General features: G+C 64.7%; 23 protein-coding genes and 1 tRNA gene. 14 read left to right on the forward strand and 10 right to left on the reverse strand.

What is annotated here, in order from left to right; genetic code table 11:
• Positions 1 to 15: 15 nt before the first annotated feature.
• The 3 genes from VARPA_RS14115 to lptF are packed head-to-tail and all read right to left on the reverse strand — an operon-like array spanning position 16 to position 2,635.
• A complete protein-coding gene (locus VARPA_RS14115) occupies positions 16 to 393 on the reverse strand; it encodes a sirohydrochlorin chelatase (RefSeq protein WP_013541246.1) in 378 nt (125 codons plus the stop codon).
• Complete coding sequence (lptG, locus tag VARPA_RS14120) at positions 390 to 1,499, reverse strand: LPS export ABC transporter permease LptG (RefSeq protein WP_013541247.1); 1,110 nt, start codon at positions 1,497 to 1,499, stop codon at positions 390 to 392. Before lptG ends, VARPA_RS14115 begins: the two co-directional genes overlap by 4 nt.
• Positions 1,496 to 2,635 (reverse strand): LPS export ABC transporter permease LptF, encoded by a 1,140-nt coding sequence (lptF, locus tag VARPA_RS14125; protein WP_013541248.1) that lies wholly within the window; start codon positions 2,633 to 2,635, stop codon positions 1,496 to 1,498. Before lptF ends, lptG begins: the two co-directional genes overlap by 4 nt.
• A gap of 21 nt (positions 2,636 to 2,656) precedes the next feature.
• Between lptF and VARPA_RS14130 the strand changes: the two genes are divergently transcribed.
• The 5 genes from VARPA_RS14130 (at position 2,657) to VARPA_RS14155 (ending at position 7,718) form a co-directional block, all read left to right on the forward strand.
• Entirely contained in the window at positions 2,657 to 4,177 is a 1,521-nt protein-coding gene (locus VARPA_RS14130) for a leucyl aminopeptidase (RefSeq protein ID WP_013541249.1), read from the forward strand.
• Positions 4,174 to 4,617, forward strand: coding sequence for a DNA polymerase III subunit chi (locus VARPA_RS14135; protein WP_013541250.1), 444 nt, complete (start codon positions 4,174 to 4,176; stop codon positions 4,615 to 4,617). The genes VARPA_RS14130 and VARPA_RS14135 overlap by 4 nt, the downstream gene beginning before the upstream one ends.
• A 1-nt stretch (position 4,618) precedes the next feature.
• Complete coding sequence (locus VARPA_RS14140; RefSeq protein ID WP_013541251.1) at positions 4,619 to 5,014, forward strand: hypothetical protein; 396 nt, start codon at positions 4,619 to 4,621, stop codon at positions 5,012 to 5,014.
• 137 nt (positions 5,015 to 5,151) lie between these two features.
• On the forward strand, positions 5,152 to 6,360 hold the full coding sequence (locus VARPA_RS14145; RefSeq protein WP_013541252.1) for a branched-chain amino acid ABC transporter substrate-binding protein: 1,209 nt from the start codon (positions 5,152 to 5,154) through the stop codon (positions 6,358 to 6,360).
• A 132-nt stretch (positions 6,361 to 6,492) separates the two neighbouring features.
• Positions 6,493 to 7,718 (forward strand): IS3 family transposase gene (locus tag VARPA_RS14155; RefSeq protein ID WP_200861456.1). Its coding sequence is split into 2 segments (ribosomal slippage): positions 6,493 to 6,834 and positions 6,837 to 7,718, totalling 1,224 coding nucleotides; the frame shifts between segments, so codons are not numbered across the junction.
• Positions 7,719 to 7,778: 60 nt separating this feature from the next.
• Here the strand turns inward: VARPA_RS14155 and VARPA_RS14160 are convergent.
• From VARPA_RS14160 to VARPA_RS14180, 5 genes are all read right to left on the reverse strand, one after another.
• The gene (locus VARPA_RS14160; protein WP_013541255.1) at positions 7,779 to 8,168 is read right to left on the reverse strand and encodes a response regulator; all 390 of its coding nucleotides are present in this window, start codon (positions 8,166 to 8,168) and stop codon (positions 7,779 to 7,781) included.
• Positions 8,169 to 8,269: 101 nt separating this feature from the next.
• Entirely contained in the window at positions 8,270 to 8,626 is a 357-nt protein-coding gene (locus tag VARPA_RS14165; protein WP_013541256.1) for a hypothetical protein, read from the reverse strand.
• A 197-nt stretch (positions 8,627 to 8,823) separates the two neighbouring features.
• A tRNA-Ser gene (locus VARPA_RS14170) sits at positions 8,824 to 8,914 on the reverse strand.
• 24 nt (positions 8,915 to 8,938) lie between these two features.
• Positions 8,939 to 9,868: an SPFH domain-containing protein gene (locus VARPA_RS14175; protein ID WP_013541257.1), complete on the reverse strand. Its 930-nt coding sequence runs from the start codon at positions 9,866 to 9,868 to the stop codon at positions 8,939 to 8,941.
• 39 nt (positions 9,869 to 9,907) lie between these two features.
• Positions 9,908 to 10,333, reverse strand: a complete 426-nt coding sequence (locus tag VARPA_RS14180; protein ID WP_013541258.1) for an NfeD family protein — start codon at positions 10,331 to 10,333, stop codon at positions 9,908 to 9,910.
• Positions 10,334 to 10,530: 197 nt separating this feature from the next.
• Between VARPA_RS14180 and VARPA_RS14185 the strand changes: the two genes are divergently transcribed.
• The gene (locus VARPA_RS14185; protein ID WP_013541259.1) at positions 10,531 to 12,828 is read left to right on the forward strand and encodes an arginine/lysine/ornithine decarboxylase; all 2,298 of its coding nucleotides are present in this window, start codon (positions 10,531 to 10,533) and stop codon (positions 12,826 to 12,828) included.
• A gap of 10 nt (positions 12,829 to 12,838) precedes the next feature.
• Here the strand turns inward: VARPA_RS14185 and VARPA_RS14190 are convergent, their stop codons facing one another.
• Together VARPA_RS14190 and fabI are read right to left on the reverse strand one after the other, a co-directional pair.
• A complete protein-coding gene (locus VARPA_RS14190) occupies positions 12,839 to 13,693 on the reverse strand; it encodes a DNA ligase (RefSeq protein ID WP_013541260.1) in 855 nt (284 codons plus the stop codon).
• A 70-nt stretch (positions 13,694 to 13,763) separates the two neighbouring features.
• Positions 13,764 to 14,546 (reverse strand): enoyl-ACP reductase FabI, encoded by a 783-nt coding sequence (fabI, locus tag VARPA_RS14195; protein ID WP_013541261.1) that lies wholly within the window; start codon positions 14,544 to 14,546, stop codon positions 13,764 to 13,766.
• 37 nt (positions 14,547 to 14,583) lie between these two features.
• Here fabI and VARPA_RS14200 point away from each other — a divergent pair, with 37 nt between their 5' ends.
• The 8 genes from VARPA_RS14200 to infB all read left to right on the forward strand — a co-directional run bounded on the left by VARPA_RS14200 (position 14,584) and on the right by infB (position 26,677).
• A complete protein-coding gene (locus tag VARPA_RS14200) occupies positions 14,584 to 16,398 on the forward strand; it encodes an extracellular solute-binding protein (RefSeq protein WP_013541262.1) in 1,815 nt (604 codons plus the stop codon).
• An 18-nt stretch (positions 16,399 to 16,416) separates the two neighbouring features.
• Complete coding sequence (locus VARPA_RS14205; protein ID WP_013541263.1) at positions 16,417 to 17,457, forward strand: microcin C ABC transporter permease YejB; 1,041 nt, start codon at positions 16,417 to 16,419, stop codon at positions 17,455 to 17,457.
• The gene (locus tag VARPA_RS14210) at positions 17,441 to 18,490 is read left to right on the forward strand and encodes an ABC transporter permease (protein ID WP_013541264.1); all 1,050 of its coding nucleotides are present in this window, start codon (positions 17,441 to 17,443) and stop codon (positions 18,488 to 18,490) included. The genes VARPA_RS14205 and VARPA_RS14210 overlap by 17 nt, the downstream gene beginning before the upstream one ends.
• Before the next feature lie 5 nt (positions 18,491 to 18,495).
• Complete coding sequence (locus tag VARPA_RS14215; protein WP_013541265.1) at positions 18,496 to 20,127, forward strand: ABC transporter ATP-binding protein; 1,632 nt, start codon at positions 18,496 to 18,498, stop codon at positions 20,125 to 20,127.
• A gap of 19 nt (positions 20,128 to 20,146) precedes the next feature.
• Positions 20,147 to 21,343 carry a YbfB/YjiJ family MFS transporter gene (locus tag VARPA_RS14220; protein WP_013541266.1) on the forward strand — a complete coding sequence of 399 codons (1,197 nt, stop codon included), beginning with the start codon at positions 20,147 to 20,149 and terminating at the stop codon, positions 21,341 to 21,343.
• A 197-nt stretch (positions 21,344 to 21,540) separates the two neighbouring features.
• Positions 21,541 to 22,188, forward strand: a complete 648-nt coding sequence (gene rimP / locus VARPA_RS14225) for a ribosome maturation factor RimP (protein ID WP_013541267.1) — start codon at positions 21,541 to 21,543, stop codon at positions 22,186 to 22,188.
• Positions 22,189 to 22,204: 16 nt separating this feature from the next.
• Complete coding sequence (gene nusA, locus VARPA_RS14230) at positions 22,205 to 23,698, forward strand: transcription termination factor NusA (protein ID WP_013541268.1); 1,494 nt, start codon at positions 22,205 to 22,207, stop codon at positions 23,696 to 23,698.
• 24 nt (positions 23,699 to 23,722) lie between these two features.
• Positions 23,723 to 26,677, forward strand: a complete 2,955-nt coding sequence (gene infB, locus VARPA_RS14235) for a translation initiation factor IF-2 (protein ID WP_013541269.1) — start codon at positions 23,723 to 23,725, stop codon at positions 26,675 to 26,677.
• The last annotated feature ends 10 nt before the right edge of the window (positions 26,678 to 26,687 follow it).

The raw sequence follows: 26,687 nt of genomic DNA on the forward strand, positions 1-26,687 counted from the left end.
TCGAATTGCCGGGTCTCAGGATTTGGCCGCAATTCTGGCCAGCAATTCGACCAGTTCCGGCTCCTCGCCGACGATGCGGGCGAGCGAGAAATCGACCTGCGGCCACGCCTTGCGGAGGGCGTCGAGCTGAAGCGGCAAATCTTCGCGGGCATGCTTGCCCATGCCAAGGAACAGGGGAACGACGCGGAGGGCGGTGGCGCCATCGGCAATCAGGCCGGCTGCGGCCGAATGGAGATCCGGCGTGGCCAGTTCCATGTATGCGCACACGACGTGGGCTGCGGGGTCGTCTTTCAGAACCCGCGCGGCCACTGCCTCGATGGGTTCGCGCCAGCGCTCATCGCGCGAACCGTGTGCCAGCAGCACGATGCCGCGCATTTCAGCCGCCATGGTCATCTTCGTAGAACCAGCCAGCTGAAGGCCGTCAACGACATCACCGAGTAGATAAGTCCTGGCGCTGCTGCCGTGAGCCATGGCGACCAATTGCTGAGGTTGCCGAGGTAGCCGAACACGTTGTTCAGCAGGAAGAAGCTGATGCCGATCATCACGCCGCCGAACACGTAGGTGGTGATGCCGGCCTGCCGGAAGTGCAGATAGGCGAAGGGAAGGGCGAGCACCACCATCACCAGGCACGACAGCGGATAGAACACCTTGCGCCAGAACTCGATTTCGTAGCGCTGCGCCGTCTGGCCGTTGGCATCCAGGTGGCGGATGTAGTCGAACAGGTCGATCGTGCTCATGCGGTCTGGCCGCAGCAGCGCCACGGACACCATTTCGGCCGTCAGCGAAGTCGGCCAGTCCATCTGCGGGATCTCGGTGGTGACGATGCGGGCCTTGTCTGCGGCGCTGCGCGTGTCGTAGTCCTGCTTCTCGATGTCCGCCAGCGCCCAGTGCCCGTCGAGGATGCGGGCGGACTTGACGACCAGCTGCTTGCTCACATAGCCATTGGCGTCGAACTCGAAGATGCGCGCGTTCTTGAGCGAGCCGTCGCGCGAGATCGACAGCACGTTCACCGCATACGACACGTTGTCGCGCTTCTCCTTGAGCCAGGCGCCCGTGTTGCCCACCAGCGAGTAGGTGCCCTGGTAGCGCGACTTGAGCAACTGCCCGGTGCGCTCAGACAGTGGCGCGATGTAGTCGCCTATGGCAAAGGTGAGGATGACGAAGCCCACGCCGAGCAGCAGCAGCGTGCGGAGTGCCCGCCACGGCCCGAGGCCGCTGGTACGCAGGATGGTGTATTCGGAGCTCTGCGCGAGACGCGCCATCACGAAGATGCAGCCGATCAGCACGGTGATGGGCAGCAACTCGTAGAGGTGGCTCGGAACCAGCAGCGTCACGTAGATCAGCGCCTGCATCGGACCGTAGGCGAGGCTTTCGGGCTTGCCGACGGATTGCAGTTCATCGACGAAGTCGAAGAAGAAGAACAGGCACAGGAAGCCGAGCGTCACGAAGGCCACCGCCTTCAGTGCCTCGACATAGATCAGGCGTCGGATGGTTTTCACGTGGTCGGGTCGATCTTGGAAGGCTGCGGGGCCGCCAGGCCGCCTGCGATCACGCGGCCGGGCTTGCTGCGGCGAGCCCAGTTGTTGTTGCGCAGGCCCAGCCAGGCCACTGCGATCAGGAAGACGCCGCCGTGCAGCAGGAGCATGAAGGTGCCCATGCCGTAGCGGCCGGAGCTGATCCAGCTCTGTCCCAGGTTCAGCAGGTTGTAGTAGATGACGAAGGCGAACAGCGCGAACAGCAGGTTGCCGCTGCGGCCCACACGCGGATTCACGCTTGAGACGGTCAGCGCCAGCAGCACGAAGTTGATGGCCGCCAGCAGCATGCCGATGCGCCAGCCCAGTTCGCCGAGCGCCGCGGTGCTGCGGTCGCGCAGCAGCGACAGCGTGGTGCGGGCGCGCGGCGGGGTGGTGTTGGCCGTGGCGTCGGAGCTGCCGCCGGCGCGGGTGCCGTAGGTCTTGAATTCGCTGATCTTGAGGCCCGAGGTCGGCAGCAGCGGGCGCTCCAGGCGCTGGCCGTTGCTGAGCATCAGGAAGCGGTTGGGGCCCACGTCCTCGATGCGGCCGCTGCGCGCCGAGGTAGTGATCTGCAGGCCGCGCTCGATCGCCCAGATGAAGACGTTGGTGGCAGTGGCGCCGTCCGGCGTGTCCTTGTCGATGAAGAAGACGCGCATGCGGCCCGACGATTCACGGAACTCGCCGGGCGTGACGCGTTCGATGTCGCTGCGCTGCTCGTATTGCTGGCGCATGCCCATGGTCTGCGAGTTGGCCCAGGGCCAGCCCACCAGCGCCATCACGGCGATCAGGATCAGCACCGGCCAGGCGAAGCGGAACAGCGGCTCCACGAAGTCCGCCAGGCCCCGGCCGCTGGAGAACCAGATGACCATCTCGCTGTCGCGGTACATGCGCGAGAGGGTGCCGACGATGGCGATGAACAGGCTCAGGCTCAGGATGGTCGGCATGTAGCCGAGCACCGTATAGGCCATCACTAGGAACACCTCTTGCGGGTTCACACTGCCCTTGGACGCGAGCCCGAGGGTACGGATGAGCATCATGGTCATCACGATGGTGACCAGAACCACGAGGGTCGCTCCGAAGCTGCGCGACAGCTCCTTGCGTAGGGAAGAATGGAATAACATCGTTCGAGGAAAAAAAGGATTATGGACTTTCAACTCAAGCCCCTCACCATCGCCCAGGCCGCAGCCGAAAAATCCGACGTCCTCATCGTGCTCGTCGGCAGCGCGCCCATCGCCTCCAAAGACTCTCTTTCCGTGCTGGCCGCAAGTGCCCGCAAGGCCGGCGATCTGCCCGACAAGGCCGGCAAGCTCCTCTCACTCTACCGTCCCGACGATGTCGTGGCCTCCCGTGTCGTGCTCGCGGCCATCGGCGACGGCAAGCCCGCTTCGGTGCGCAGCGGCGTGATCGCGGCGGTCAACGCGGCCAAGGCCCATCGGCCCAAGCGAGCCGTTGTCGTCTTTGCCCAGCCGGCCGACGGCGCCGCTGTGGCCAGTGCCGTCACGGCGGCGGCCGATGCCAGCTATGTCTACACAACGACCAAGCCGAAGGCCGAGGCGCGCAGCATCCGCCACCTGACCGTCGGCGTGGCCGACGCGGCCGGCGCGAACAAGGCTTTCGACGAGGCTCGCGCCACCGTTCTGGGCATCGAACTGGCCAAGGAGTGGGGCAACCGACCCGCCAACCACGCCACGCCCACGTTGCTGGCCGAAGCCGCCAAAGAACTGGGCAGGCTCTCCAACATCAAGTGCGAGGTGCTCGGGCCCAAGGAAGTCGAGAAGCTGGGCATGGGCTCCTTCGCCGCGGTGGCGCAGGGCTCGTCCGAGCCGCTGCGCTTCATCGTGCTGCGCTACCAAGGCGCGCCCAAGGACCGGGCGCCGGTGGTGCTGGTCGGCAAGGGCATCACCTTCGACACCGGCGGCGTTTCGCTCAAGCCCGCGGCCGAGATGGACGAGATGAAGTTCGACATGTGCGGCGCCGCTAGCGTGCTGGGCACCTTCCGCGCGCTCGGCGAGATCCAGCCGGCGATCAACGTGGTCGGCCTCATCCCTTCGTGCGAGAACATGAACGACGGCAAGGCCGTGAAGCCCGGCGACGTGGTCACCAGCATGAGCGGGCAGACCATCGAGGTGCTCAACACCGATGCCGAGGGCCGGCTCATCCTGTGCGATGCGCTGACCTATGCCAAGCGCTTCGAGCCGACGGCGGTGATCGACATCGCCACGCTCACCGGCGCCTGCGTGATCGCACTCGGCGGCGTGCGCAGCGGCCTGTTCGCGAGCGACGAAACGCTGGCCGGAGCGCTGCAGGCGGCCGGCGAGCAGTCGCAGGATCGCTGCTGGCGCCTGCCGCTCGACGACGAATACGCCGAAGGCCTCAAGAGCAACTTCGCCGACGTGGCCAACATCGGCGGGCGTGCCGGCGGTGCGGTCGTCGCGGCCAAGTTCCTGCAGCGCTTCGTCGGCGACTTCCCCTGGGCGCACCTGGACATCGCTGGCACCGCATGGAAGAGCGGGGCGGCCAAGGGCTCGACGGGGCGGCCGGTGGGGCTGCTGGTGTCCTACCTGACGACGCGCGCGGCCGACAAGGCCGCCATCGCCACGCCCAAGGCCAAGACGAAGGCGGAGCCGAAGGCCCCGGCACGCAAGGCGAAGTCCCCGAAGTGACGGAAATCGGCTTTCACTTCAACGCGCCCGACAAGCTGAACTACGCTTGCCGGCTCGTTCGCAAGGCCGTGAATGCACGGGGCCTGCGGGTGGTGGTGGTCGGCGATGCCGAGGCGCTCGACGCGGTCGATGCCGCGCTCTGGCAACTGTCGCCCGTCGACTTCGTCGCGCATTGCCGCAGCGATGCGCAGCCCCACGTGATGGCCCGCTCGCCGGTGATTCTTGCGTCGGAAGGCGCCGATGCGGCATCGCTGCCGCACCGCGAGATGCTGGTGAACCTGGGCCTCGAAGTGCCCGCCGGTTTCGAGCGCTTCGAGCGCCTGATCGACATCGTGAGCGACGAGGCCAACGACCGGCAGGTCGGCCGCTCGCGCTGGCGCCACTACGCCGACCGCGGCTACACCATCCAGCCACACGACTTCGCAAGGAGCGCTTCCTGACATGGCCAGCACGCTGCGCACGCCGCCCCGGTTCGTCCCCACCCTGACCACGGTACTCGATATCCCTGAGGAGCCCGCGAGTCCCGAGCCGGCCGATGCGCCTGCGCCACAACCCGACCCCGCCAGCGCGGTCGCACTGCCGCCCGCGGTGCAGCTCACGCAGGCTGAAATCGTCAGTCTCGAAGAGCAGCTTTTGCACCGCGTGCTGCAGCGCGTGGACCTCTCTCTCGAAGAGCGATTGAGCGATGCGGTGTCCGCCGCGGTCCAGCAGCAACTCGATGACATGGTGCCGCGCCTGCGCGGTGAAATCGAGGCCGTTCTGCGTGCTTTGGTGATCGAATCCATGGCCGCCGAACTCTCCGAAAACACAGGGTCTACGCCAGCTTCCGGCGCATAAATCCTCGGCTAAACTGCGCCGCAGGTCGGAATGGCGTGAGGGTGCCGCTGGTCCGCGGCGCGAAACTTGCGAGGTCTGCGCGCCCGGATCACACGACCGGTTTTTTATTGTTTTCATCCAAGTTCTGGAGGTTTCCCATGCAATTGAAATGGACTGCGGTCGCACTGGCTGCACTCACGCTGGTGGCTTGCGGCAAGAAAGAAGAAGCTGCTGCACCCGCTGCAACGCCAGCGCCCACGGCGGCTGCCCCCGCACCCGCAGCACCTCCTGCCGATGCACTGGTCGTCAAGATCGGTCACGTCGGCCCGACCAGCGGTCCCATTGCCCACCTCGGTAAGGACAACGAGTTCGGCGCCAAGATGGCCATCGAAGACCTGAATGCCAAGGGCCTCAAGATCGGCGACAAGGTTGCCAAGTTCGTGCTGGTGCCGGAAGACGATGCCGGCGATCCGAAGCAAGGCACCGCCGTCGCTCAGAAGCTGGTCGACGAAAAGGTCAACGGCGTGGTCGGTCACCTGAATTCGGGCACCACCATTCCCGCTTCCAAGCTGTACAGCGATGCCGGCATTCCGCAGGTCTCGCCGTCGGCAACCAACCCCAAGTACACGCGCCAAGGCTTCAAGACCACGTTCCGCGTGGTGGCTGACGACACGCAACTGGGCGGCACGCTCGGCAAGTACGCCGTCGACACGCTCAAGGGCAAGAACATCGCCGTGATCGACGACCGCACGGCTTATGGCCAAGGCGTTGCCGAAGAATTCGAGAAGGCCGCCAAGGCCGCGGGCGGCACCATCGTGGGCCACGAGTTCACCACCGACAAGTCGACCGACTTCAACGCCATCCTGACCAAGCTGAAGGCTGCCAAGCCCGACGTCCTGTTCTTCGGTGGCATGGACGCCGTCGGCGGCCCGATGCTCAAGCAAGTCAAGCAGCTCGGCCTGAACGTCAAGTTCATGGGCGGCGACGGCCTGTGCACCGGCGAACTGCCGAAGCTGGCTGGCGATGCCATCGGCGAAGACATGGTGGTCTGCGCCGAAGCCGGCGGTGTCGATGGCGACTTCAAGCAGCCGCTGGAAGACTTCAAGGCCAAGTTCAAGGCCAAGAACGGCGTCGAAGTGCAGATCTATGCACCGTACGTGTATGACGCGGTCAACGTGCTGGCCGAAGCCATGGTCAAGGCCGGTTCGTCGGATCCGGAAAAGTACCTGCCTGAAGTCGGCAAGCTGCAATACAAGGGCGTGACCGGCCCGATCGCCTTCGACGAAAAGGGCGACATCAAGAACGGCGCGCTGACCTTGTTCACGTACAAGGGTGGCGTGCGCACGCAGATCGCCGTGGTGCGCTGAAGCGCATTGGCAGCCGCGCAATTCGCGCGGCTTGTCTGCTGAAAAAGAAAAGGGCCTTAGGGCCCTTTTTTCATGTGCGTGACCCGTCCTGCCCAGCGTTGACACCTTTCATCAGTGAAAGGAAAAAGCGCAATGGACACAGGCGTCAAGAGAACGCAGCGTGACTACACGATGGCCTTCAAATTGGCTGTCGTCGAGCAAGTGGAAAAAGGGGAGCTGACCTGGGGCCAAGCGCAGAGTCGCTATGGGATCCAGGGCAACTCGACAGTGTTGAACTGGCTGCGCAAGCACGGTCGCCAGGGGTGGGGTCGTGCGGCATCATCGGCGGCTATGCCGATCGACAAGACAGCCATTGCACGGACGCCAGAACAGCGGATCAAGGAATTGGAAACGCAACTGGCCATGGCGCAGGAGAAGGCCCGGTTGTTCGAAGCGGTGCTGGAGGTCCTGAAGAAGGATCACGGCGTGCGTGTCGTAAAAAAGCCTTCGGGCAAGTCCTCGCGCAAGGCCTCGTCCAAGGGCTGAGCGTGACGCGGGCCTGCCACCACATGGGCATCAGCCGTCAGGCGTACTACCAGGGCCAGCACAGGGCCACCCGGCGCCACGAACGCGCCGAAGCGGTGGTGCAGTTGGTCAAGGAACAGCGCATGCGCCAGCCGAGACTGGGTACGCGCAAGCTGCACTACCTGCTGCGTGAGCCGTTGCATCGCCAAGGCATCGAATTGGGGCGTGATGCGATGTTCGACGTGCTGCGCAATGCGCGCCTGCTTGTGGCGAACCGCCGGGCGTACCACAAGACGACGGACAGCCATCATCGCTTTCGCCGCCACCCGAACCTGGTCAAAGCGGGGCCTACGCAGATTCGCGTCACGCGCAGCGAGCAGCTGTGGGTGGCCGACATCACGTACCTGCCCACGGTCGACAAGGTGGTGTACCTCAGCTTGGTCACCGATGCGCATTCCCGCAAGATCGTGGGCTGGCACGTCCATGCCAGCCTGCAGACGGAGGAGGTGGCGCGGGCCCTGAAGATGGCGCTGCGCGAGCGAAAGACGCGCGAGCAACTCGTGCATCACTCTGATCGCGGCATCCAATACTGCTCGAACTACTATCAGGCGCTGCATCGCCGCCATGGCCTGAAGTGCTCGATGACCGACGGCTACGACTGCTACCAGAACGCACTGGCCGAGCGCATCAATGGCATCCTCAAGACCGAATTCCTGCTGAGCCAGCCAGCTGACCTGGCTCAGGCCAGACGACTGGTGGCCGAGTCCGTGCAAATCTACAACCACGAGCGGCCCCATCTGTCGCTCAAAATGCAAACGCCCGATGCTGTGCATCGGGCGTCCGTGGTCGGCTGAGGCCGGCTATTTGGGTGTCAACGCAATTCAGGACGGGTCAGCGCGGCGATCGCGGCAGCGTCAGAGTGCGGCGAGGCCCGAGGGGCGGTCGGTGTTGCAGTACTCGATGAAGGCATCGAGATCCCGGGACTTGTCGAACACGGCGTCGGCACCCAGCGCCTCGCATCGGGCCCGGATGTCCGCAGTCACGTAGTTGCTCAGCACCACGACCCGTTGGGCCTCCGAACGGGTCTTGCAGCCGGCCAGGACGCCCAGGCCGGAGCCTTCTTTCAGGAACAGGTCGACGATCAGGAGTTGCCAGTCATCGGGATGGGCCGCGAGCCAGGCCAGCGCATCCGACTCGGTCTCGGCAAAGCCGACGACCCGGCCATTCACCAGGTCTTCCAGTGCCGGCACCAGGTTGTCTCTGATGGTCTTGTTGTCCTCGACGAGGAACGTGATGAGGGACATGCCTTGGTTTCGCTTTGAGAACCAATAGCGTAGCGTGGCGCACGTGGTCGCAGCGTAGGAGAAGGGAGACGACGGACCGAGGGGCGCAGTTCCTGGCTGATTCAGTCCGAGTCGTTGGTCCGGATCTTTGCCTTGAGCTTTTCGGCCAGCGCGTGGCTCGCGTCGCGCTCGGCGGTCGCCTCGAGGCGCTTCTCGATCTCTTCGCTCAGCGCGGCATTCACCTCGGCCAGTTTCTCGGCGGACTTGGCCAGCTTTTCTTCGAGCTGGTTTGTGTGCTCGATGGCCTGCGCCACCTCGCCGACCTGGATCTCGTCAGGCAGTTCCTGCTCGAGCACCGTGCTCACCACGGCCAGGTTGTCCGATGCCCGCTGCACGTCGGCAGCGACTTCTTCGCTCTTTTGAAGCGTCCTGTCGAGGGAGGTCTTGTCACGCGGCGGCGTTGAGGTCTGTCCGGCCATCGAGGCTCCTTGCGAAAATTTCGCGCTTGAAAGTAAAACCTTTGGATCGTACCGCTGGACGGGAGCGTCGGTGGCTTGACCCTTTATGAAGCAACGTGTCATATGACACTCTGGAACACAAAAAAGCCCAAGTGCTTGTGGCGACTTGGGCTTCTTGCTATCTGCATGTTCGCGAACGGTTACGAACAATCAATCTCTGGCGGAGCAGGCGGGATTCGAACCCGCGGAGGGCTATTAACCCTCACACGCTTTCCAGGCGTGCGACTTAAACCGCTCATCCACCGCTCCTGAGCCCACGATTGTAGCAGTCGCTCAAGCCGGATTCGACGGCTTGCCGGCCTGGACCATGCGCATGGCCGATGCGATGAGTGCTGCCGTCTCGCTCATGTTGCTCGGCACGATCAGCGTGGTCTTGGAATCGGCCGCGACCTTGCCGTAGGCATCGACCGCACGCTCGGCCACCTTGAGCTGCACGGCCTGCTCGCCGCCCGGCTTCTGGATGGCCGCTGCCACGCGTTCGATGGCATCCGCCGTCGCCGTGGCCACCGCGGTGATGGCGGCCGCCTCGCCCTGTGCGTTGTTGATCTGGGCCTGCTTCTCACCCTCGGAGCGGGCAATGAAGGCCTCGCGCTCGCCGGTGGCGATATTGATCTGCTCCTGGCGACGGCCTTCCGATGCCGCGATCAGCGCGCGCTTGCCGCGCTCGGCGGTGATCTGCGCTTGCATGGCCAAGAGGATTTCCTTCGGCGGCGTCAGATCCTTGATTTCGTAGCGCAGCACCTTCACGCCCCAGTTGAGCGCGGCCTCGTCGATGGCGGCCACCACCTGGGCGTTGATGACGTCCCGCTCCTCGAAGGTCTTGTCGAGCTCGAGCTTGCCGATCACGCTGCGCAGCGACGTCTGCGCAAGTTGCGTCACAGCCACGATGTAGTTCGACGAGCCGTAGCTCGCGCGCATCGGGTCGGTCACCTGGAAGTACAGGATGCCGTCGACCTGCAGCTGCGTGTTGTCGCGTGTGATGCAGATCTGGCTCGGCACGTCGAGCGGAATTTCCTTCAGGCTGTGCTTGTAGGCCACCCGGTCAATGAACGGGATCAGGAAATTGGGGCCGGGCGTCATGGTGCCGTGGTACTTGCCCAGGCGCTCGCGCACCCAGGCGTTCTGCTGCGGCACGAACTTGACCGACTGGCTGATGAAGATGATCGCGATGACCAGGATGATGAGGGGGACCGAAAATTCCATGGTGCTCTTCCTTGTTCCGAGTTCTTGAGTTCTGACTGACTAGATCTTGTCGACGACGAGGCGGCTGCCGACCACCTCGACCACGCGGTGCTCGCCCGTCGAAGGCGCATGCCCCGCGCGCTGCACCACCGTCCATTGAGCGCCGCGGTAGCGCACGGTGGCGGTGCCGTCGGAGTTCCATGCATCGACCTGCACGCTCTCGCCGATGTCGAGATTCACGTCGCGGTTGGTGCCGGCGCCCGCTGCCCGCGGGCGCTTGCGCTGGATCGAGTACCAGACCAGTACGGCCCCCACGCCGATCACCGCCGCGACGATCAATTGGGTGATGGTGCCGAAGCCCATATGCGCCGCGATCGCCGCGGCCGCGAAGCCGGCCGCCAGCAGAAGCAGGTAGACCGTGCCCGAGAGCAGCTCGACCACGATGGCGGCTCCCGCGATCAGCCACCAGATGGTGGAATTCGCCATGACAACTCCTCTTTTTTGCTTGTTCGATGCGCGCCATTCTGAGGCATACGGCGTCATGCGCTTGCCTCACGTAGGGGTACTGGCCCCAGGGGAGTGCCTCATGCCGCCATCGCTCGAATGTCTTGCACCAGGCTGACCGAATTCTTCATCTGAATTCCGTACACTTCGCGCCTCATTGCCTGTCCGGAGCCCCGCTCATGAAATTTCGCTTTCCCATTGTCATCATCGACGAGGACTTCCGCTCCGAAAACACTTCGGGCCTCGGCATTCGCGCGCTCGCGCAGGCCTTCGAAAGCGAGGGCTTCGAAGTGCTGGGCGTCACGAGCTACGGTGACCTGAGCCAATTCGCGCAGCAGCAAAGCCGAGCCAGTGCCTTCATCCTGTCGATCGACGACGAGGAATTCACGGTCGGCCCCGATCTCGATCCGGCCGTGCTGAACCTGCGCACCTTCATCGGCGAGGTGCGGCGCAAGAACGCGGACGTGCCCATCTACATCTATGGCGAGACGAAAACCGCGCGCCACATTCCGAACGACATCCTGCGGGAGCTGCACGGCTTCATCCACATGTTCGAGGACACGCCGGAGTTCGTGGCGCGCCACATCATCCGCGAGGCCAAGAGCTACCTGGAAGGGGTGCAGCCGCCGTTCTTCAGGGCGCTGATCGACTATGCGGAAGACGGCTCGTACTCCTGGCACTGCCCGGGCCACTCGGGCGGCGTGGCGTTCTTGAAGAGCCCGGTGGGCCGGATGTTCCATCAGTTCTTCGGCGAGAACATGCTGCGTGCCGACGTCTGCAACGCGGTCGAGGAACTGGGCCAGCTGCTCGACCACACCGGCCCGGTGGCGGCCAGCGAGCGCAATGCGGCGCGCATCTTCAACGCCGACCACTGCTTCTTCGTGACCAACGGCACCAGCACCAGCAACAAGATGGTGTGGCACCACACGGTGGCGCCCGACGACGTCGTGGTGGTCGACCGCAACTGCCACAAATCGATCCTGCACGCGATCATCATGACCGGCGCGATTCCGGTGTTCATGAAGCCCACGCGCAATCACTTCGGAATCATCGGCCCGATTCCCAAGAGCGAGTTCGAGCAGAGCGCCATCAAGGCCAAGATCAAGGCCAACCCGCTGCTGGCCGACGTGGACCACGAGAAGGTCAAGCCGCGCGTGATGACGCTGACCCAGTCGACCTACGACGGCGTGATCTACAACACCGAGACCATCAAGAACATGCTCGATGGCTACGTCGACACGCTGCACTTCGACGAGGCCTGGCTGCCGCACGCCGCTTTCCACCCGTTCTATGGTGCCTACCATGCGATGGGCAAGCGCCGCGTGCGTCCGAAGGAATCGCTGGTGTTCGCCACGCAGTCCACACACAAGCTGCTGGCCGGCATCAGCCAGGCGAGCCACGTGCTCGTGCAGGACTCGCAGAATCGGGCGCTCGACCGTGACCTCTTCAACGAGGCCTACCTGATGCACTCGTCCACCAGTCCGCAGTACGCGATCATCGCGAGCTGCGACGTGGCGGCCGCGATGATGGAGCCGCCCGGCGGCACCGCACTGGTGGAGGAGAGCATTCTCGAAGCGCTCGACTTCCGCCGCGCCATGCGCAAGGTCGAGGAAGAGTTCGGCAAGGACGAGTGGTGGTTCAAGGTCTGGGGCCCCGAAAAGCTCGTCGACGAAGGCATCGGCCGCGCCGACGACTGGATCATGAAGGGCGAGAAGGACGGCAAGCCCAAGAACAAGAAGAGCCCGCGCAACTGGCACGGCTTCGGCGACCTGGCCGATGGCTTCAACATGCTCGACCCGATCAAGTCGACCATCGTGACGCCCGGCCTCGACCTCGAAGGCAACTTCGCGGAGACCGGCATTCCCGCGAGCGTGGTGACCAAGTTCCTCGCCGAGCATGGCGTGATCGTGGAGAAGACCGGCCTGTACAGCTTCTTCATCATGTTCACCATCGGCATCACCAAGGGCCGCTGGAACACGCTGCTCACGGCGCTGCAGCAGTTCAAGGACGACTACGCGCGCAACCAGCCGATGTGGCGCATCCTTCCCGAGTTCTGCCAGCAGCACCCGGGCTACGAGCGCCTGGGCCTGCGCGACCTGTGCCAGCACATCCATCAGCTCTATGCACGCTACGACGTGGCGCGCCTGACGACCGAGATGTACCTGAGCGACCTCACGCCGGCCATGAAGCCGAGCGACGCCTTCGCCCACATCGCGCACAGGAAGACCGAGCGCGTGGAAATCGACGAGCTCGAAGGCCGCATCACGACCAGCCTGATCACGCCGTACCCGCCGGGCATTCCGCTCCTGATTCCGGGCGAAGTGTTCAACAAGAAGATCGTCGATTACCTGAAGTTCTCGCGCGAATTCAACCTGCAGTGCCCGGGTTTCGAGACCGACATCCACGGCCTCGTGGCGCGCATCGACGAGACGGGCAAGAAGCGCTATTACGCCGACTGCGTGCGCAAGGCCGGCTGATCAATCAGAGTCAGGAGTGCGGGGCGTCTTCGCGCACCCGCATGAAGCGCGCGAACCGCGGCAGACCGCTGGCATTCGTGCCGTTGAAGCGGTAGGTGACCCAGGCGCCGATGGCGGGCGGGTTCTCGCGCTCGGCATCGGTCAAGCCGCTGCCGAGCTTGAAGCGTTTGCCCTCGGGCGTCTCGACGACGAGGGCCCCGAGCCGGTGGCTGTTGCGGCCCTTGCCGGTCACGTGGCCGACCACGCGGGCTTCGGCATCGTCGTAGGGCTTGACCTTGAGCAGGTCGTTGTTGCGCTCGCCACGGTAGGGCGAGCTGCCGCGATGCAGCATCAAGCCTTCGCCGCCCATCTTCACCGTCTTGTCCAGCAGGGCCTGCAGCTCGGCGTGCGTGGTGGCGCGTTCCTGCGGCACGAGCACGACCCACGGCGCATCGGTGATCGGGAGCAGCTTGCGGAGAGCCGCCAATCGGGCGGTGAAGTCGCCGGGCTGCGCCGGCATGTCGAACACCATGAAGCGCATCTCGCGCCAGGCGACATCATTCGGCGTCTGGCTGCGCGCGGTGGAGACCGCATGCGAGAAGCGACCGCGACCGGCCCACAACTCGCCGTCGAGCTGTTGCTTGGGCAGCGATGCGATGAACCATGCGGGTGCCGCAACGGGCTCGCCACCGCGCGTCCAGAGCTGCTTGCCGTCCCAGTAGCCGCGCACGCCGTCGTATTTCTCGCTGACCCAGTAATCGGCCAACGACATGCTGGGGCGGTAGACATCGGCCAGCATCAGCGAGGGCGCGGCGTTGCGCGCAAGCGCTGGTTGGACCAGGGCCAGGCCCAGGGTCGCGAGCAAAAGGAAGCGTCGGTTCAGCACGATGCTATGGAATGAATAGCGGGATAGCGAAAACGGCCGCAGGGCGGCCGCTTGCCGGGTCCAACGGACCTTATTCGGCCATGCCCCCGACGACGTTGCTGAAACCGCCGTCCACGTAGGTGATCTCGGCCGTCACGCCGCTCGCCAGGTCGCTCAGCAGGAAAGCGGCGACGTTGCCCACCTCCTCAATGGTCACGTTGCGGCGGATCGGCGAGGCGTCGGCCACGGCCGCCAGCATCTTGCCGAAGCCCTTGATGCCGCTCGCGGCCAGCGTCTTGATCGGGCCCGCGCTGATGCCGTTCACGCGCATGCCCTTCGGGCCGAGCGACGAGGCGGTGTAGCGCACCGAGGCTTCGAGTGAGGCCTTGGCCAGGCCCATGGTGTTGTAGTTGGGCAGCGCCCGCTCGGCGCCCAGGTAGGTCAGCGTGAGCAGCGCCGACTTGTCGTTGAGATAGGGCAGGGCCGCCTTGGCCATGGCCGGGAAGCTGTACGCGCTGATGTCGTGCGCGATCTTGAAGCCTTCGCGCGAGAGGCCGTCGAGGAAGTCGCCGGCGATGGATTCGCGCGGGGCGAAGCCGATGCTGTGCACGAAGCCGTCGAACTTCGGCCAGGTCTGGGCGAGGTCGGCGAAGAGCTTGTCGATCTGCGCGTCGTCGCTCACGTCGCAGTCGAAAATCAATTTCGAGTCGAAGTCTGCGGCATATTCGGTGATACGGTCCTTGAATCGCTCGCCGACATAACTGAAGGCGAGTTCCGCGCCTTGTTCGTGGCACGCCTTGGCGATGCCGTAAGCGATCGAGCGATTGCTCAACACGCCGGTGATCAACAGTTTTTTGCCGGAAAGAAAGCCCATGAAATTGCCTTGTGAAAATCTTGGGCAGAATTCTCGCATGCGGTTTCTCCGGGTCGGTTGGTTGTTGGTGTGTGCGGTTCCCGCGTGGGCTGCGCATGGATATGCACTTTGGGACGACCTGAAGTACGCCCCCGGCTTCACCGCCTTCGACTACGTCAACCCCGATGCGCCCAAGGGCGGCGAACTGCGCCTGGTCAGCAACCTGCGCGTTTCCACCTTCGACAAGTACAACCCGTTCACCATCAAGGGCTCGGCACCGGCTTACCTCGACAGCCTGATCTTCGAGACGCTGCTGGCCGGCTCGATGGACGAAACCGCTTCAGGCTACGGCCTGCTGGCAGAAGACGTGGCGGTCGCCCCCGACCGCCTCAGCGTGACTTTCCGCCTCCGGCCCGAGGCGAAGTTCCACAACGGCAAGCCGGTCGAGGCGGCCGACGTGAAGCACAGCTACGACACGCTGATCGGCCCCTTCACTTCGCCGGGCTACAAGACGCTGCTGCAGGAGGTCGATGGTGCCGATGTGATCGATGCCCGCACGATCCGCTTCCGCTTCAAGACGCCGAACCGCGAATTGCCGCTCACCGTGGGCAGCTTGCCTGTCTTCAGTCGCGATTGGGGCATGGAGAACGGCAAGGCCAAGCCTTTCGACCAGGTGGTGATGGACATCCCCATCGGCAGCGGTGCCTACAAGATCGGGCCCGTGCGTTTCGGCAAGGACATCACCTACGTGCGCGACCCGGGCTATTGGGGCCGCAGCCTTGCGGTGAATCGTGGCAGCTACAACTTCGATCGCATCACGGTCAAGATCTACAAGGACAACACGGCCCGCCTCGAGGCGCTGAAGGCCGGCGAGTTCGACATGATGAGCTTCTACTCGGCCGGCGACTGGGCGCGGCGGGTCACCGGCAAGCGCTTCGATAGCGGCGAGCTCATCAAGCACGAGTTCCAGCACAAGAAGCCCGCGGGCTTCCAGAGCTACGTGCTCAACAGCCGCCGGGACAAGCTCAAGGACCCACGCGTGCGCGAAGCGCTCGGGCTGGCGCTGGACTACGAGTGGATGAACCGTCAGATGTTCTACGGCGGCTATCCGCGCGTGAAGGACCTGTTCGGCAACACCGACTGCGAAGCGCAGGGCCTGCCTTCGGCGGAGGAAAAGGCCTTGCTGGAGCGCTGGCGCGGCAAGATTCCAGACGCCAGCTTCGGTCCGATGTACACGCCGCCCACGACCGAGGGTGCGGACCACTCGCTGCGCAACAACCTGCGCCGCGCGCGCGAGTTGCTCAAGGAAGCTGGCTGGGAGTACCGCGACGGCGCGCTGCGCAATGCGAAGGGCGATGCCATGACGCTCGAGTATCTGGACAGCAGGGAAGGCGGCGTGCGCACGGTGTCGCCGTGGGTCCGCAATCTCGAAAAGCTCGGCATCACGCTCAATTTCTCGTCTGTCGATTTCGCGCTCTACCAAGAACGGCTGGATCGGTTCGAGTTCGACATCACAACCATCAATTTCCCCGGCACCAACAACCCGGGCCAGCAACTGCTCGAAATTTTCGGCAGCAAGGCCGCCAAGACGGAGAGCTCGGGCAACTACATGGGCGTGTCCACGCCGGCGGTCGATGCCTTGCTCAAGGACATCGTCGATGCCGACACCAAGGCCGAGCTGCTGCCCGCCTGCCGGGCGCTGGACCGGGTCATCATGCACAGCCACTACCTGATTCCTCAATGGACGCTGAGTTCGCACCGTGTCGTGTACGACGACTGGCGACTGGCGTTCAAGGCGCCGATGCCGCCGTATGCCGCGGCCGAGGGCTGGATCATGGGCACCTGGTGGGCCAAGCCGCCAAAGAAGCCATAGAAGAGAAGGAACGCCGCCATGCTCTCCTATGTTCTCAAGCGACTGCTGCTGTTCATTCCCACGCTGCTGGGCGTGCTCCTGGTCACCTTCCTCGTCATCCAGTTCGTGCCCGGTGGGCCAGTGGAGCAATACCTGGCCGAGGCGAAAACCGCGGGCGTCGGTGGCGGGGGCGGTGGTTTCGAGTCGGGCGGCGGCTCCTACCGGGGTAACCAGGGCGTCGATCCCAAGCGCCTGGAGCAGATCAAGGCGCTGTACGGCTTCGACAAGCCACCGCACGAGCGCCTCTGGCTGATGCTCGGGCAGTTCGTGCGCTTCGACCTGGGCAAGAGTTTCTTCCAGAACAAGGACGTGTGGACGCTGATCCTCGAAAAGCTGCCCGTATCGATCAGCCTCGGCCTCTGGACCTTCTTCATCAGCTACGGCGTGGCGGTGCCGCTGGGCGTGGCCAAGGCGGTGCGCGCTGGTTCGCGCTTCGACCTCATCACCACACTCATCGTGCTGATCGGCTATGCCATTCCGGGCTTCGTGCTGGGTGTGGCGCTGCTGGTGATCTTCGGGGGGCAGCTGCAATGGTTTCCGCTACGCGGGCTGACTTCCTCGAACTGGGACGAACTCAGTTGGGGCGCCCGCATCGTCGACTACCTCTGGCACATCACCTTGCCGGTCACGGCCATGGTGCTCGGCAGCTTCGCGGTGACGGCCATGCTGACCAAGAACTCGTTCCTCGAGGAGATCCGAAAGCAATACGTGCTGACCGCGCGCGCCAAAGGGCTGGGCGAGCGGCAGGTGCTCTGGAAGCACGTGTTCCGCAACGCGCTCATCCCCATCATCACCGGGCTGCCGGCTGCGTTCATCGGCTCGTTCTTCGCGGGATCGCTGCTCATCGAGACGCTGTTCTCGCTCGACGGCCTGGGTCTGCTGGGCTACGAAAGCGTGATCCGCCGCGACTACCCCGTGGTGCTGGGCACCCTCTATATCTTTACGCTGATCGGCCTGGTGACCAAGCTGATCTCCGATCTCTGCTACGTCTGGGTGGACCCGCGTGTCAAATTCGACTGAGACGGCCCCGCACATCTCGCCCGGCCGCCGCGCCTGGATGCGCTTCAAGCGCAACCGGCTCGGTTACTGGAGCCTGGTGATCTTCACGTTCATGGTGGTACTGAGCCTCTTTGCCGAGGTGCTGTCCACCGACAAGCCGCTGATCGTGCGCTATCAGGGCCAGACCTATTTCCCCGTGCTGCGCGACTATTCCGAGAAGACATTTGGCGGCGACTTCGAGACGCCGGCCGACTACCTTGACCCCTTCATTCGCGACCGGATCACAGCCGGCGACAACTGGGCGGTCTTTGCGCCCAACACCTACGGTGCCAAGACGCTCAACTACTTCGCGAAGGCCCCGAGTCCGGCGGCGCCCTCGGCCGACAACTGGCTCGGCACCGACGACCGCGGCCGCGACCTGCTGGCCCAGCTGATCTACGGCTTTCGCGTGAGTGTGCTGTTCGCGCTCGCGCTCACGGTCATCGGCACGGTGCTGGGCGTGGCGGCGGGCGCGGTTCAGGGCTACTTCGCGGGGAGGATCGACCTCGCGTTCCAGCGCTTCATCGAGATCTGGGGCTCGATGCCGGAGCTCTACCTGCTGATCATCTTCAGCGCCATCTTCAAGCCGAGCGTGACGCTGCTGCTCATCCTGCTGAGCCTCTTCGGCTGGATGGCCCTGTCGGACTACGTGCGCGCCGAGTTCCTGCGCAACCGCCAGATGGATTACGTGCGCGCCGCGCGTGCGCTCGGCGTCAGCAACCTGCAGATCATGTGGCGCCACATCCTGCCGAACAGCATGGTGCCTGTCGTCACTTTCCTGCCGTTTCGCATGAGCGCGGCGATTCTGGCGCTGACCTCGCTCGACTTTCTCGGCCTCGGGGTGCCGCCCGGCACGCCGTCGCTGGGCGAATTGCTGAACCAGGGCAAGTCGAGCATCGACGCCTGGTGGATCTCGCTGTCGACCTTCGGCGTGCTCGTCATCACGCTCATGTTGCTGACTTTCATGGGTGACGCGCTGCGTGATGCGCTCGATCCGCGGAAGGCGGACAAGTGAGCGACATGAACCCAAATACAAAAAAGCCCTTGCTCGACGTGACCGGCCTGCGGGTCTCCTTCAGCGGCAAGGAAGTCGTACACGGCATCGACTTCCAGATTGCCGCGGGCGAAAAACTCGCGCTGGTGGGTGAATCGGGCTCGGGCAAGACCGTCACAGCGCTGTCGCTGCTGCGCCTCGTCCAGAACGCCGACCTCGCGGGCGTCGCGCGGCTCTTCGGCCCCGAATCCTCGCAGGGCGCACGTGACCTGCTGTCGATTCCCGAGCGCGAGCTGCGCGGCATCCGCGGCAAGGAGATCGCGATGATCTTCCAGGAGCCGATGACCGCCCTCAACGCGCTCTACAGCGTGGGCGACCAGATCGCCGAGGTGCTGGAGCTGCACGAAGGGCTGTCCGCCCGCGCGGCGCAAGCGGCAGCCGTCCAGCTGCTGGCCGACACCGGCATTCCGGAGCCCGCGCGGCGGGCGAGGTCGTTCCCGCATCAGCTCTCGGGCGGCCAGCGCCAGCGCGCCATGATCGCCATGGCGCTCGCCTGCAAGCCGCGCCTCCTGCTGGCCGACGAACCGACCACCGCGCTCGACGTCACGGTGCGCGCGCAGATCCTCGAACTGCTCGCGGAGTTGCAGCGCAAGTACGGCATGGCCGTGCTGCTGATCACCCATGACCTGAACCTCGTGCGCCGTTTTGCCGACCGCGTGGCGGTGATGGAGAACGGCCACATCGTCGAGCACGGCGCCGTGGCCACGGTCTTCGACGCCCCGCAGCACGCCTACACCCACAAGCTGATCGACAGCCATCCGGAGCGCGACGTGGCGGCGGTGGCGGCGCAGGCAGACGCAGCCCCTCTGCTCGAAGCCAAGGCCCTGCGAGTGAGCTATCCGGTGCCGAGGCCGGGCTTTGCCGGGTGGTTCCGCAAGGGCGAATTCATTGCGGTGCGGGGCGCCGATTTCCGCATCGTGCCGGGCGAGACGCTGGGTGTGGTCGGCGAGTCGGGCTCGGGCAAATCGACACTGGCGCTCGCGGCGCTCGGGCTGCTGAAGCATCGGGGCGAGCTGAAGGTGGACGGCAAGGGGTGGGCGGTCGATCGCGCATCGGACCTGGCGCTTCGCCGCACGATGCAGGTGGTGTTCCAGGACCCGTTCTCCTCGCTCTCGCCGCGCATGACGGTCGAGCAGATCGTGGGGGAGGGCCTGCGCGTCCACGCACCGGAACTCGACACGAAGGCGCGCAGGGCTCGCTCGCTCACTGCGCTGGCGGACGTGGGGCTGACCGAGGCGCAGTTTCCCGCGCTGCTCGACCGCTATCCGCACGAGTTCTCGGGCGGCCAGCGGCAGCGGCTCGCGATCGCGCGCGCCTTGATCGTCGATCCGCAACTGCTGGTGCTCGACGAGCCGACCAGCGCGCTCGATGTGACGATCCAGAAGCAGGTGCTGGGCCTGCTGCAGCGCCTGCAGCGCGAGCGGGGACTGAGCTATTTGCTGATCACCCATGACGTCGAGGTGATCCGCGCCATGGCGCACCAGGTCATCGTGATGAAGGACGGGGCGATCCTCGAGACCGGGACTGTCGAGCGCGTGCTGGATGCGCCGGAGCATCCCTATACGCAGAAACTGGTGGCCGCCGCGCTGCTGGAATAAAACGAAAAGAGAAGAAGAAATGTCGGTAAACGGACAGGACCGCCGCGGCGCCTGGCGCGCAGCGCTGGCCTGCATGGTCACGCTGGCGGTGGCGATGGGGCTCGGGCGATTCGCCTTTACGCCGATGCTGCCCATCATGCTGGGCGAGGGAAAACTGGAACTGGCCGGGGGCGGGGTGCTGGCGTCGCTCAATTACCTGGGCTACTTCCTTGGAGCGGTGAGCTGCGCGGCCATCGGGATCAAGGCGTCGAGCATGGTCCGGGGCGGGCTGGCCGCGACGGCGGCCTTGCTGATCGGCATGGGCCTGCTCCACAGCTTCACGGGCTGGGGCATCCTGCGGGCGGCGGCGGGTGTGATGAGCGCCTGGGTCTTCGTGTTCGCCTCGGGCTGGGGCCTGCGGCGGCTGGCTGAAACGAATTCGCCGATGCTGGCCGGCGTGATCTATACGGGGCCGGGCATTGGGATCGCCATGACCGGGCTGCTCGGCGGCGCGTTGGGGCGCTGGGGTTCGGAGGTGGGGTGGATCGGGCTGGGCTTGCTGGCCGTGGTGCTCATCGCGATCATCTGGCGCGTGTTCGATGATGGTGAAGCCGCGCAGGGCAGCGGCACGAAGACGCCTGTGGCCGCAAGCAGCGCCATGGCGTCAGGCGCGGATCGCAGCGATGCGATCTGGCTGGTGGCGCTCTATGGGCTGGCAGGCTTCGGCTACATCATCACGGCCACCTTCCTGCCCGTGATCGCGCGCCAGGCGCTGCCCGAATCGTCCTGGCCCGACTTCTTCTGGCCGCTGTTCGGCGCGGCCATCATTCCCGGCGCGTTGATCGGCGCTCGCGCGCCCACCCATTGGGACAACCGGCTACTGTTGGCGGCCGCTTATGCGCTGCAGGCGCTCGGCGTGGTGCTCTCCGTGGCTTGGCCCACGATCGGCGGGTTCGCGATGGGCAGCCTGCTGCTTGGGATGCCGTTCACCGCGATCACGCTTTTTGCCATGCGAGAGGCGCGCCGGCTGCGCGGCAATTCAGCTGCAGGGCTGATCGGCTACGCCACGGCGTCCTACGGGGTGGGGCAGATCATCGGACCGCTGTTTGCGGCGCCGCTGGCCCAGCGCACCGGCTCCTTCGAGCAGCCGCTGCTGGTTGCGGCGGCGGCACTGGCCCTCGGCGCGGTGCTGTTTGCGGTGGTCTGGTCGAAATCTCGCCGTTTGAATGCTGGCTGAGCACCAAAGCCCCTTCATTTATCACACGAATAGCATATAATTCGAGGCTCACGACCAAACGGGCGGGTACCAACCGCCCGTTTTTTTGGTCTATGCATTCTTGATCATTCGTTACGTTCGCTGAGAACGCGGCATTCGTGCATTGGCGGATATCGCGAATTCGGCGAATTGAGTATTTAAAAGGCACTTTCGAACACGTGGCATTGCAGCAAATAGTGGAACAAACCGTGGCCGGTCTTGGCTACGACCTGGTCGAGATCGAACGCTCGGCCGGGGGATTGCTGCGCGTGACGATTGATTTGCCTTGGACGGCCCCCACCTCCGAAGCTGTGGCGGCCGGTGTGCCAGAGCCCTTCGTGACGGTCGAAGACTGCGAGAAGGTGACGCGGCAACTGCAATTCGCGCTCGAGGTCGATGGTGTCGATTACAAGCGGCTCGAGGTGTCCTCGCCCGGTATCGACAGGCCGTTGCGCAACGAGCAGGATTTCGAGCGTTTCGTGGGTTCGGTGATCGACCTCACGCTCAAGGCGCCCATGGGCGCGGCGGCGGCGGGCCAGGTGTCCGCCACCCGCAAGAAATTTCGCGGCACGCTGGAGCGTGCTGAAAAGGCAGAAGGGGCTGACGCAGCCCCGGGCTGGCAAATCGTCTGGAGCGATGCGCCCAAGCCCAAGCCGGGTCAAAAAGTGAGCAAGAAGCGCGCGCCTGCACCGTTGCATGCGTTGGGCTTCGTATTGGACGAGCTGCGCGATGCGCGGCTCGCGCCGATTGTGGATTTCAAGGGCCGCAAGGCCAAAACCCAACCGGGTTTTTCGGACATTGACGACGGAACGAACGTTCCTGACTGACAAGAGGAGTGGTGGCATGAATCGCGAAATGTTGATGTTGGTGGATGCGATCTCGCGCGAGAAGAACGTCGAACGTGACGTCGTCTTCGGCGCGGTCGAATCCGCACTGGCGCAAGCCACCAAGAAGCTCCATCAGGGCGATGTGGACATCCGCGTCGCCGTCGATCGCGACAGCGGCGACTACGAAACCTTCCGCCGCTGGCACGTCGTTCCCGACGAAGCCGGCCTGCAGCTGCCCGACCAGGAAATCCTCCTGTTCGAAGCCAAGGAAGAAATGTCGGACATCGAAGTCGGCGAGTACATCGAAGAAGCGGTGGACTCGGTGCCGATCGGCCGCATCGGCGCCATGGCCGCCAAGCAGGTCATCCTGCAGAAGATCCGCGACGCCGAGCGCGAGATGCTGCTCAACGACTTCATGTCGCGCGGCGACAAGATCTTTGTCGGCACCGTCAAGCGCCTGGACAAGGGCGACATCATCGTGGAGGCCGGCCGCGTCGAAGGGCGCCTGCGCCGCAGCGAGATGATCGCCAAGGAAAACCTGCGCAATGGCGACCGCGTGCGGGCCATGATCATGGAAGTCGACCTGACGCTGCGCGGCGCGCCGATCATCCTGTCGCGCTCGGCGCCCGAATTCATGATCGAGCTGTTCCGCCAGGAAGTGCCCGAAATCGAACAGGGCCTGCTCGAAATCAAGAGCTGTGCCCGTGACCCGGGGTCGCGCGCCAAGATCGCCGTGCTCTCGCACGACAAGCGCGTCGACCCGATCGGCACCTGCGTCGGCGTGCGCGGCACCCGCGTCAACGCTGTCACGAACGAACTCGCCGGCGAGCGCGTCGACATCGTGCTGTGGAGCGAAGACCCGGCCCAGTTCGTGATCGGCGCCCTGGCGCCAGCGAACGTGTCCTCGATCGTGGTGGACGAAGAAAAGCACGCCATGGACGTGGTGGTCGACGAGGAAAACCTCGCCATCGCCATCGGCCGCGGCGGCCAGAACGTGCGCCTGGCTTCCGACCTCACCGGTTGGAAGATCAACATCATGGACGCCAACGAGTCGGCCCAGAAGCAGGCGACCGAAACGGATGCCAGCCGCAAGCTCTTCATGGAAAAGCTCGACGTCGACGAGGAAATCGCCGACATCCTGATCGCCGAAGGCTTCAACAGCCTGGAAGAAGTCGCCTATGTGCCGATTTCCGAAATGCTCGAGATCGAAGCATTCGACGAAGACACGATCAATGAGCTGCGCTCGCGTGCCAAGGATGCGCTGCTGACCATGGAAATCGCCAAGGAAGAGGGCGTCGAGACCCAGTCGTCGGTATCGCAGAACCTGCGCGACCTCGAAGGCCTGGACCCCGAGCTGATTCCCAAGTTGGCCGAAGCGGGTGTGAACACCCGTGACGACCTCGCCGACCTCGCGGTCGATGAACTCACCGAGATCACCGGCCACAGCGCCGATGACGCCAAAGCCCTCATCTTGAAAGCCCGCGAACATTGGTTCGCCGGCCAAGAGTGATGGTCATGGAGGCACGAAACCAATATGTCCAGTACCACTGTCGCCGAGTTCGCGAACGAGCTCAAGAAGACTCCCGAAACCTTGCTTGACCAGCTCAAGAGCGCAGGCGTGCCCAAAGCGGCGCCCACCGATGCACTCACCGAGGCTGACAAGCAGCGCCTGCTCGGCTTTCTCAAAGCCAGCCATGGCACCGCCGAGCCCGAGCGCAAGAAGATCACGCTGACCAAGAAGTCGACCAGCGAGATCAAGCAGGCCGACGCCACCGGCCGCGCCCGCACCATCCAGGTGGAAGTGCGCAAGAAGCGCACCTTCATCCAGCGCGACGAAGGCCACCCGGCCGAGCCCGTGCAGCAAACCGCCGAGGCGCCTGCCGCCGCGCCGGCCGCACCCCACGTGGACGAGGCCGAACTGGCCCGCCGCGAGGAAGAAGCGCGCCGCCAGGCCGAGCTGATCCGCCGCCAGGAAGAAGAACTGGTCGAGAAGCGGCGTCTCCGCGAAGAAGCCGAAGCCCGTGAACGCGAGCAGGCCGAGAAGGCCGAGCGTGCCGAACAGGCCGAGCAGGAAGCTGCACGCATCGCCGCCGAAAAGAAGGCTGCCGCCGAAGCCGCTGCTGCGCCCGCGAAGGAAGCCGCCAAGCCGGTCGAAGCGCCTGCTGCAGTCGCCGCGGCCGCCGCTGCGGAACAGCAAGCCGCCGACACCAAGCTGGCCGCCCAGACCGCCGCCACGCAAGCCAAGGAAGACGCGAAGGCCAAGGCCGCCGCCGAATCGAAGGCCCGTGCCGACGAGGAAGCCGCCCGCGCCAAGGACCTGGACGAGCGTCGCCGCAAGGCCCTCGCCGAGGCCGAAGCCATCCGCGCCATGATGAATGCACCGGCCCGCGTGCTGGTGCCGCACAAGGCGCCCGAGAAGCCGCAGCCCGAGAAGGCCGCGGTCAAGGGCACGCTGCACAAGCCGGCCACGCCCGCAGCGCGTCCTGGTGCGCCAGCCGCACCGGGTGCTGCTGCAGCCCCTGGCGCCGCAGCCGGCGCTGGCAAGGAAGTCAAGTCGGCCAAGCTCTCGTCGAGCTGGGCGGGCGATCCTGCCAAGAAGAAGGAAATCAAGACCCGCGGCGATGCCAGCGGTGGTGTCGGTCGCGGCAACTGGCGCGGAGGCCCACGCGGCCGTCGCGGCAACGACCGCGGCGGTCATGAAGAGCACACGCCGGCCGCACCGGTCGAGGCGCGCATCCTGGAAGTGCATGTGCCCGAAACCATCACGGTGGCCGAGCTCGCGCACAAGATGGCCGTGAAGGCCGGCGAAGTCATAAAGCAATTGATGAAGCTGGGCCAGATGGCGACCATCAACCAGTCGCTCGACCAAGATACCGCCATGATCCTGGTGGAGGAAATGGGTCACAACGCAGTGGTTGCCGCACTGGACGATCCGGAAGCCTTCACCGACGAGGACGTGTCGGCGCAAACGGCGGAAGCCCTGCCGCGCGCACCGGTCGTGACCGTCATGGGTCACGTCGACCACGGCAAGACCTCGCTGCTCGACTACATCCGCCGCGCCAAGGTCGCAGCGGGCGAAGCCGGCGGCATCACGCAGCACATTGGTGCCTACCACGTTGAAACCGAACGCGGCATGGTGTCGTTCCTCGACACTCCGGGTCACGAGGCGTTCACCGCCATGCGTGCCCGCGGTGCGCAGGCCACCGACATCGTGATCCTGGTGGTGGCGGCCGACGACGGCGTCATGCCCCAGACCAAGGAAGCCATCAAGCACGCGAAAGCGGCTGGTGTGCCGATCGTGGTTGCCATCAACAAGGTTGACAAGCCCGATGCCAACCTGGACCGCGTGAAGCAGGAACTGGTGGCCGAAGAGGTCGTTCCCGAAGAGTACGGCGGCGACGTGCCGTTCGTGCCGGTGTCGGCCAAGACCGGCCAGGGCATCGACGATCTGCTCGAGCAAGTGCTGCTGCAGGCCGAAGTGCTGGAACTCAAGGCGCCGGTCGATGCCGCCGCCAAGGGCCTGGTCATCGAAGCGCAGCTCGACAAGGGCCGCGGTCCGGTTGCGACCGTGCTGATCCAGTCGGGCACGCTGAAGGCGGGTGACGTGGTGCTGGCCGGTTCGACCTATGGCCGCGTGCGCGCCATGCTGGACGAGAACGGCAAGACCATCAAGACCGCGGGTCCGTCGATCCCGGTCGAGATCCAGGGCCTGACCGAAGTGCCGCAGGCGGGCGACGAGTTCATGGTGATGGCCGACGAGCGCCGTGCGCGCGAAATCGCCACCTACCGTGCCGGCAAGTTCCGCAACACGAAGCTGGCGAAGGCCCAGGCCGCGAACCTGCAGAACATGTTCACCGACCTGTCGGCGGGCGAAGTGCAGACGCTGCGGATCATCATCAAGGCCGACGTGCAGGGCTCGCAGGAAGCACTGGCCCAGTCGCTGCTCAAGCTGGCGACCGAGGAAGTCAAGGTGCAAATGGTGTACGCCGGCGTCGGTGGCATCAGCGAAAGCGACATCAACCTCGCCATCGCCTCCAAGGCCATCGTGATCGGCTTCAACGTGCGTGCCGATGCCGGTGCGCGCAAGCTGGCCGAGAGCAACGGCGTGCAACTGAACTACTACAGCATCATTTACGACGCCGTGGACGAGATCAAGGTTGCGATGTCGGGCATGCTGGCACCGGAGCGCCGCGAAGAGATCATCGGTTCGGCCGAAATCCGCACGGTGTTCGTCGCCTCGAAGATCGGTACGGTCGCAGGTTCGTACATCACCTCGGGCTCGGTCAACCGCAGTGCGCATTTCCGCCTGCTGCGCGACAACGTGGTGATCTACACCGGCGAAGTCGACTCGATCAAGCGCATGAAGGACGATGTCCGCGAAGTCCGCGAAGGTTTTGAGTGCGGTATCAAACTCAAGAACTACAACGACATCAAAGAGGGCGATCAACTCGAATTCTTCGAGATCAAGGAAATCGCCCGGACGCTGTAAGCGTTCGAAG

The organism is Variovorax paradoxus EPS (assembly GCF_000184745.1).
Classification (GTDB): domain Bacteria; phylum Pseudomonadota; class Gammaproteobacteria; order Burkholderiales; family Burkholderiaceae_C; genus Variovorax; species Variovorax paradoxus_C.

What these genes read in the sequence shown, in the direction of transcription:
- VARPA_RS14115 (WP_013541246.1), bottom strand. Translation starts at nt 393, where the DNA reads ATGACCATGGCGGCTGAAATGCGCGGCATCGTGCTGCTGGCACACGGT.
- lptF (WP_013541248.1), bottom strand. Translation starts at nt 2,635, where the DNA reads ATGTTATTCCATTCTTCCCTACGCAAGGAGCTGTCGCGCAGCTTCGGA.
- VARPA_RS14130 (WP_013541249.1), top strand. Translation starts at nt 2,657, where the DNA reads ATGGACTTTCAACTCAAGCCCCTCACCATCGCCCAGGCCGCAGCCGAA.
- VARPA_RS14140 (WP_013541251.1), top strand. Translation starts at nt 4,619, where the DNA reads ATGGCCAGCACGCTGCGCACGCCGCCCCGGTTCGTCCCCACCCTGACC.
- VARPA_RS14145 (WP_013541252.1), top strand. Translation starts at nt 5,152, where the DNA reads ATGCAATTGAAATGGACTGCGGTCGCACTGGCTGCACTCACGCTGGTG.
- VARPA_RS14160 (WP_013541255.1), bottom strand. Translation starts at nt 8,168, where the DNA reads ATGTCCCTCATCACGTTCCTCGTCGAGGACAACAAGACCATCAGAGAC.
- VARPA_RS14165 (WP_013541256.1), bottom strand. Translation starts at nt 8,626, where the DNA reads ATGGCCGGACAGACCTCAACGCCGCCGCGTGACAAGACCTCCCTCGAC.
- VARPA_RS14175 (WP_013541257.1), bottom strand. Translation starts at nt 9,868, where the DNA reads ATGGAATTTTCGGTCCCCCTCATCATCCTGGTCATCGCGATCATCTTC.
- VARPA_RS14180 (WP_013541258.1), bottom strand. Translation starts at nt 10,333, where the DNA reads ATGGCGAATTCCACCATCTGGTGGCTGATCGCGGGAGCCGCCATCGTG.
- VARPA_RS14185 (WP_013541259.1), top strand. Translation starts at nt 10,531, where the DNA reads ATGAAATTTCGCTTTCCCATTGTCATCATCGACGAGGACTTCCGCTCC.
- fabI (WP_013541261.1), bottom strand. Translation starts at nt 14,546, where the DNA reads ATGGGCTTTCTTTCCGGCAAAAAACTGTTGATCACCGGCGTGTTGAGC.
- VARPA_RS14200 (WP_013541262.1), top strand. Translation starts at nt 14,584, where the DNA reads ATGCGGTTTCTCCGGGTCGGTTGGTTGTTGGTGTGTGCGGTTCCCGCG.
- VARPA_RS14205 (WP_013541263.1), top strand. Translation starts at nt 16,417, where the DNA reads ATGCTCTCCTATGTTCTCAAGCGACTGCTGCTGTTCATTCCCACGCTG.
- VARPA_RS14215 (WP_013541265.1), top strand. Translation starts at nt 18,496, where the DNA reads ATGAACCCAAATACAAAAAAGCCCTTGCTCGACGTGACCGGCCTGCGG.
- VARPA_RS14220 (WP_013541266.1), top strand. Translation starts at nt 20,147, where the DNA reads ATGTCGGTAAACGGACAGGACCGCCGCGGCGCCTGGCGCGCAGCGCTG.
- nusA (WP_013541268.1), top strand. Translation starts at nt 22,205, where the DNA reads ATGAATCGCGAAATGTTGATGTTGGTGGATGCGATCTCGCGCGAGAAG.
- infB (WP_013541269.1), top strand. Translation starts at nt 23,723, where the DNA reads ATGTCCAGTACCACTGTCGCCGAGTTCGCGAACGAGCTCAAGAAGACT.